Origin of the sequence: Promineifilum sp. (SeqCode) (assembly GCF_041918635.1) — a bacterium.
Classification (GTDB): Bacteria; Chloroflexota; Anaerolineae; order Promineifilales; family Promineifilaceae; genus Promineifilum.
The window spans coordinates 1-5,902 of sequence record NZ_JAYRVJ010000210.1; the positions used below are offsets into that span (position 1 = coordinate 1).

Annotated in this window: 6 protein-coding genes; 4 read left to right on the top strand and 2 right to left on the bottom strand. The window is 63.8% G+C overall.

Going from position 1 to position 5,902, the window contains the following annotated elements:
* Nucleotides 1-97: 97 nt before the first annotated feature.
* Nucleotides 98-286, top strand: a complete 189-nt coding sequence (locus ACE3UY_RS07200) for a hypothetical protein (protein WP_374686864.1) — start codon at nt 98-100, stop codon at nt 284-286.
* Nucleotides 287-355: 69 nt separating this feature from the next.
* Here the strand turns inward: ACE3UY_RS07200 and ACE3UY_RS07205 are convergent, their stop codons facing one another.
* Nucleotides 356-1,063: a LysM peptidoglycan-binding domain-containing protein gene (locus ACE3UY_RS07205; RefSeq protein WP_374686865.1), complete on the bottom strand. Its 708-nt coding sequence runs from the start codon at nt 1,061-1,063 to the stop codon at nt 356-358.
* Nucleotides 1,064-1,216: 153 nt separating this feature from the next.
* Between ACE3UY_RS07205 and ACE3UY_RS07210 the strand changes: the two genes are divergently transcribed.
* Entirely contained in the window at nt 1,217-2,362 is a 1,146-nt protein-coding gene (locus ACE3UY_RS07210) for a deoxyguanosinetriphosphate triphosphohydrolase (protein ID WP_374686866.1), read from the top strand.
* 159 nt (nt 2,363-2,521) lie between these two features.
* Here the strand turns inward: ACE3UY_RS07210 and ACE3UY_RS07215 are convergent, their stop codons facing one another.
* Nucleotides 2,522-3,661, bottom strand: a complete 1,140-nt coding sequence (locus tag ACE3UY_RS07215; protein ID WP_374686867.1) for a hypothetical protein — start codon at nt 3,659-3,661, stop codon at nt 2,522-2,524.
* A 309-nt stretch (nt 3,662-3,970) separates the two neighbouring features.
* Here ACE3UY_RS07215 and ACE3UY_RS07220 point away from each other — a divergent pair, with 309 nt between their 5' ends.
* Nucleotides 3,971-4,732 (top strand): HAD-IIA family hydrolase, encoded by a 762-nt coding sequence (locus ACE3UY_RS07220; RefSeq protein ID WP_374686868.1) that lies wholly within the window; start codon nt 3,971-3,973, stop codon nt 4,730-4,732.
* Between the two features lie 43 nt (nt 4,733-4,775).
* The coding region (locus ACE3UY_RS07225) for an AAA family ATPase (protein WP_374686869.1) at nt 4,776-5,902 on the top strand (1,127 nt) is incomplete at its 3' end.

Below are 5,902 nucleotides of genomic sequence, written 5' to 3' on the forward strand. Positions count from 1 at the left end.
CGTCGCCGCGGGCGACGTAACGCTGCGCGGGCATTGACAGTTGACCCGACGCGCGTTACGCTATGTCAAGTTACGGCGTGGATGAGGTGAGCAAGACATGACCGAGGAAAGCGAAGTGTACAGCGAGAGCGAGCGCGTCGAGACGACGGTTGAGACAACCTATCGACCACGGGGCAAATGGGAGCTTACTGATTCGCAGCGCATCATCGTCGGCGTCCTGTTGTGGCTCAACATCCTCGTCCTGGTGCTGGTTGTGTTGGTGCTGACCGGGCAACTCGCGATTTAGAAGAGAAGAATCCACAGCGTTCACAGATTACGCAGATTTGAAGACAAAATCTGTGCAATCTGTGGAGTCTTAGTTCTGCGGCACGCAGATGATGGAGGCCATGTAGAGTGTCCCCCCGGCCCCAACGCCGTTGCCCTGCTGGAGCGCCTCGACTGTCGTGCCACATGCCTGGGCAATGCTGAACCAGGTCTCCCCCTCGTTCACCGCGTACGGCTTCCAACCCGCCGGGCAGCAGGCCGGATCGCCGATGGGCACGCGCAGCACCGCCCCGGGAACCAGTGAGGTCGACGAGATGCCGTGCCGCGCCATCAGGGCGATGGTCGTGACGTACTTGCGGGAAATACTGAACAGGGTGTCGCCCGCCGCCACCGTGTAGTTGGTGAAGGTGATGCAACTGGCTCGGGTAGGCAGTATGGCGATGGGCGGAACGGCCGTGGCCGGCGCGGCCGAAGGCAAAATCTGGGGCGTCACTGTGGGTACGGTCAGCGTAGAGATGATGGATGGCGTCGCCGTGGAGACGCCCGCTTGCCCGCCTATGCCCGGTATTTCGCCCACACCACCGATGGGAATGAGAAACACTTCCTGGTCAGGATCCATCGTGACGATGACCTGATTGCCCTCGATGTAGACCGGAAAGGTTCCGCGCGGAAACTCCGGCCGGCCGCGCAGATAGGGGATAGCCAGGAAGATGCCCACCGCCAGTAAGCTGGCGACGACCAGGATGATGATCAACTGGGGCAAACGCAGGGCGCACCCTGAACGATTCGACTGCTGCATGATAACCTGCTGCAACCCGTAGCGGTCTATTCATGATTATGTTACACTGGCCTGTGTCCCACGGCAACAAGGCAATTATGAATGGGAACCAATTGTTCGCGGTTGCATTCATAATTCATCATTCATAATTTCTCCTGGGTAACTATGATCCGCATGCGACAGCAACTAGAAGCCATCGAGTCGATGCGCCTGGCCCCATTTGGACTGCGCAGCGCGGCGTCGCGCGGCCGGGCTTACCCCGAGCCGGAGTCGGCCACGCGCACCGCTTTTACCCGCGACCGGGACCGCATCATTCACACCACGGCCTTCCGCCGGTTGATGTACAAGACACAGGTCTTCGTCTTCTACGAGGGCGACCACTACCGCACCCGCCTGACCCACACGCTGGAGGTGGCCCAGCTTGGCCGCTCGATGGCTAACGGCCTGGGGGGCAACGAGGACTTGACTGAGGCCATCTGTCTGGCCCACGATCTGGGCCACGCGCCCTTTGGCCACGCCGGCGAGCACATGCTCAACCAGCTCATGGCCGACCACGGCGGCTTCAACCACAATACCCAGAGCTACCGCATTGTGACGGAACTGGAGCGGCGTTATCCTGACTTCCACGGTCTCAACCTGACCTATGAGACGCGGGAAGGTATGCTGAAGCACGAGACGGATTACGACGTCAGCGAGGCCGCAGCCTATGAACCAGAGAAGCGCGCTTCGTTGGAAGCTCAAATCGCCAATCTGGCCGACGAGATCGCCTACAACGCTCACGACCTGGACGATGGGTTGCGGGCGGACCTGTTCACGCTGGACGATCTGGAGGAACTGGTTGTGTGGCGCGAGTTGTGCGATAAGGCGGGCTGGCGGCCGGGGGAGCACTTCTCCTCGCTACACCGGCATGAGATCATCCGCGAGTTGATCGGCCGCTCCGTCACCGACGTGATGCGCCAGACGAGCGCCGCGCTGGAGGCCGGCGGCATCGACTCGCCAGAGCGGCTCCAGCTTCATCCCCACAACGTGGTTGGCTACTCGCCGGAGTATGGCGAGAAAGTGCGGGCGCTGAAGCGCTTCCTGTACGAGCGCATGTACCGCCACTATCGTCTGGTGCGCATGCAGACCAAAGCCGAGCGGTTCATTGCCGGGTTGTTCGAGGCTTACATCAAGGAGCCGCACATGCTGCCGGCTGAGACCTATGCTCGACTCGACGAGGCCCCGCTCGCCCGCATCGTCGCCGACTACATCGCCGGCATGACCGACCGCTACGCTCTGGACGAGTGGCAGAAGCTTTACGACCCCTACATCAGGGCGTAACGTGGGCCACTGCTTACAGCTTGCCGACCGCTGACAAACGACGGACAACTGACCACGGCTTGCTGTTCTACTGAATACTGACCTACGGATCACTAAAAAAGACCCGGCAGCGGATTGGCTGCCGGGTCTTTGCGCTTGGCGGAAAAAGATCGTTACAGGCTAACTGGAGAAGTTGAGCAAATCTTCGCCCGCGCCGGCGGAGGGGGAGGCGGCGTAGTCGCCTTCCTTGGCCCAGGCCGACAGTTCGATGGTGAACCGGTCGAAGTAGCTGGCGTCGGGCAGTTCAGAGGCCGAGCCATAGTCCATCTCGGTGATCTCGGCGTTGATGATCAGCGACGCCGTCTCCAGCACGATCGTCTCGTTTTCGCGGGCCAGCACGGGCTCCCCCTTGGGGGCCAACTTGGCCTTGAGCGCCTCATCGAAGAAGGCGTGGTCGCTCATGATCACCTTGGTGATGGTGCGGATGTCGTTCTTGTCGAACAGCCACACCTCGAAGGCGGTCACGTTCTTGGGCGTCGTCGCGCCGATGGCCTCGGAGATGCCCACGCCGCACTCGCCCAAAAAGTCGCCGGTGGCGTTCTCGATGCTGAAGGAGTCATCGTAGGTATCATGGCCGCGGGTGTAGCTGGTGCGGAAGCGGGCAATGGGCACGGTGGCCGGCTCGGCCGCTGCCGGCGCGGTCACCGCGACGGTCTCGGCCGTCCCGGTGGTGGCGCGGGCGCCGGGCCGCGCCGCTCGGGTGGCCGTCCGCGAGTACTCAGGCAGCGGCCCCGATTCGGTGCCTTCGGCCAGCGTCCGCCGCCGGGTCCAGACGTAGAAGGCGGCGATCAGCAGCAGCAAGAGCAGCAGGCCGAGTAACGCCAGCGGCAACAGGTTCGATCCGCCCTCAGCCGCGCCCTCGGCGTCGGGTGCGGCGGCCGTGGCCTCTCCTTGAGCGCCGGGTAGCGCGCCAGTCGCGGCCAGGCCGGTACAGCCCTGGCCGTTGACGATGGTCGCCGCGGCCACCAGGCGCGCCTGATCGCCCGGGTCTACGGCCGACGCCGCCAGCTCGCAGGCCACACTATCGCCGCCCCAGCTGCTCAGCGCCGAGCGCAACTTGTCCTGGTTATTATCGAATGAGTACAGTTCGGCCGCGTTGCGAACGAACGTGGATTGATATTCGGGAAAGAGCCCTGATGGGTCGGCGCCGCTCCATTCGACAGGGAACAGCCACCAGCCCAGCACGACTAGGCCGAGTAGCAGCCCCACGGCGAATGCCAGCAACACCACCAGGCCGGGCCGTCGATTCACAATGTCCATTTTTGTCACCTACCTGCTTTTATCCTTGCGGATTGGATTTTCTGAACCCGGCCACCGGCCTGCGCCGCCTGGTCCGGTTCCGCTCTTAGGCGACATCCCCTCTTCTGCTACGATGATGTTACCATAACTCTCAGAGTGAAACAAGCTTGCGCGTCTTGAGACCAAAGGTTTTACATAAGTTACCCAAGTCCGGACAGGTGGGCGGCCATCGCTATTCTGACAAAACACGCCCTATAGTCGCCCCCTGCCAGGTCTGAGCGCTAAATGCCGCGCCTGTTATAATACCGTCTAGCCTCAGGATTGAAACACATGACAACTCCCAAGAACTACCTCATCGACATGGATGGTGTGCTGGTGCGTGGCCGGACGCTCATTCCCGGCGCGGACGTCTTCATCCGCACCCTCATCGACCGCCAGGCCGAGTTCCTGGTGCTGACCAACAACCCGCGCTACACGCCGGCCGACCTCTCCCACCGGCTGGGTACGATGGGCCTGCAAGTGCCGCTGGAGCGCATCTTCAGTTCGGCCATGGCGACGGCCCTCTTCCTGCAGAGCCAGCAGCGCGAGGGAACCGCCTTTGTCCTGGGCGAGAGCGGGCTGACTTCGGCCATCCACGGCATTGGCTACGTGATCACTGATCTAAACCCTGACTACGTGGTGCTGGGCGAGGGCAGCTTTGACCTGGAGCAACTGACCAAGGCCATTCGCCTGGTGGCGGCTGGGGCGCACTTTCTGGCGACCAACCCCGATCCCAGCGGGCCGGGCGAAGGAGGCACGGTTCCGGCCTGTGGCGCGATGGCTGCCTTCATCGAAAAGGCCAGCGGCGTCACACCGTACTTCGTCGGCAAACCCAACCCGCTGATGATGCGCACCGCGCTCAATTACCTGGACGTTCACTCCGAGGATACCATCATGGTCGGCGACACGATGGCGACCGACATCAAGGGCGGCGTGGAGAGCGGGATGGATACCATTCTGGTGCTGACCGGCGTTACCCGGCGCGAGGACATCACCCGCTTCCCGTTCCAACCGACACACGTCATGGACTCCGTAGCTGATATCGTTGTCTAGCTTTGTCTCTGAATCGCTTGACGGCTTGATTATACTTTAACCAATGACTGAGACGGCCAAACCCGCTGACGCCGAGGGCGGCAAGACCTTTAACCTGTCGGGCGACTTCCGCGGCGCGATCGTCAATATCGAATCGACCTTCGTCGGCGCGGCCCAGGTGCGCGACATCGAGGGCCAGCCGCCGGAGCCGGGCGAGCCGCCCTATAAAGGTCTACGCTACTTCGACGAGGCCGACGCTGACGACTTCCTGGGCCGCGAACTGCTGACGGCCCGGCTGGTCGGCCGGCTGAGCGGCGCTCGCTTTCTGGCCGTCATCGGCGCGTCGGGCAGCGGCAAGTCGTCGGTGGTGCGCGCCGGCGTCATCCCTGCGCTGCGGCGCGGTGCCCCGCTGGCCGATGGTTCGCTGCCGCCGCCCGGTTCTGACCAATGGCTCACTCACGTCTTGACGCCGACGACCCACCCGCTGGACGCGCTGGCTGCCTCGCTGCTGCGTGACGGGCAGCCGGCGGCGGCCGTGGCCGCACTCAGTCAGGAGTTGGCCGCCGCGCCGGCCACGCTCTCAACAGCGGCGCGCCAGACGTTGGCCCGCGCCGGCCGGCCGCACCTGCTACTCGTCATCGACCAGTTCGAGGAGGTGTTCTCGCTGTGTCGCCAGGAGAGTGAGCGCCGGATCTTCATTGACAACCTGGTGGCCGCCGCCGGCTCGGACGCGCCGGTGACGTCCGTTATCGTCCTGCGCGCCGACTTCTACGCCCAGTGCGCCCAGTACGACGGCCTGCGCGAACTGGTCTCGCAGCGCCAGGAGTACATCGGCGCGATGAGCCGCGATGAGCTATTCCGGGCCATCGTCCAGCCAGCGGCCCGCGGCGACTGGAAGCTCCAGGAAGGGCTGGTCGAGGTCATGCTCGACGACGTGGGCGACGAGCCGGGCGCGCTGCCCCTGCTCTCCCACGCCCTGCTGGAGACGTGGACGCGCCGCCGCGGCCGGACGATGACCCTCTCTGCCTATACCGAATCGGGTGGGGTGCGCGGGGCCATCGCCAAGACGGCCGAGACGGTCTTCCAGCAACGTCTGACCCCCGACCAGCGGCCGGTGGCCCGCGCCATCTTCCTGCGGCTGACCGAGCTGGGCGAGAGCGGCGGCGAGACGCCCGATACCCGCCGCCGCGC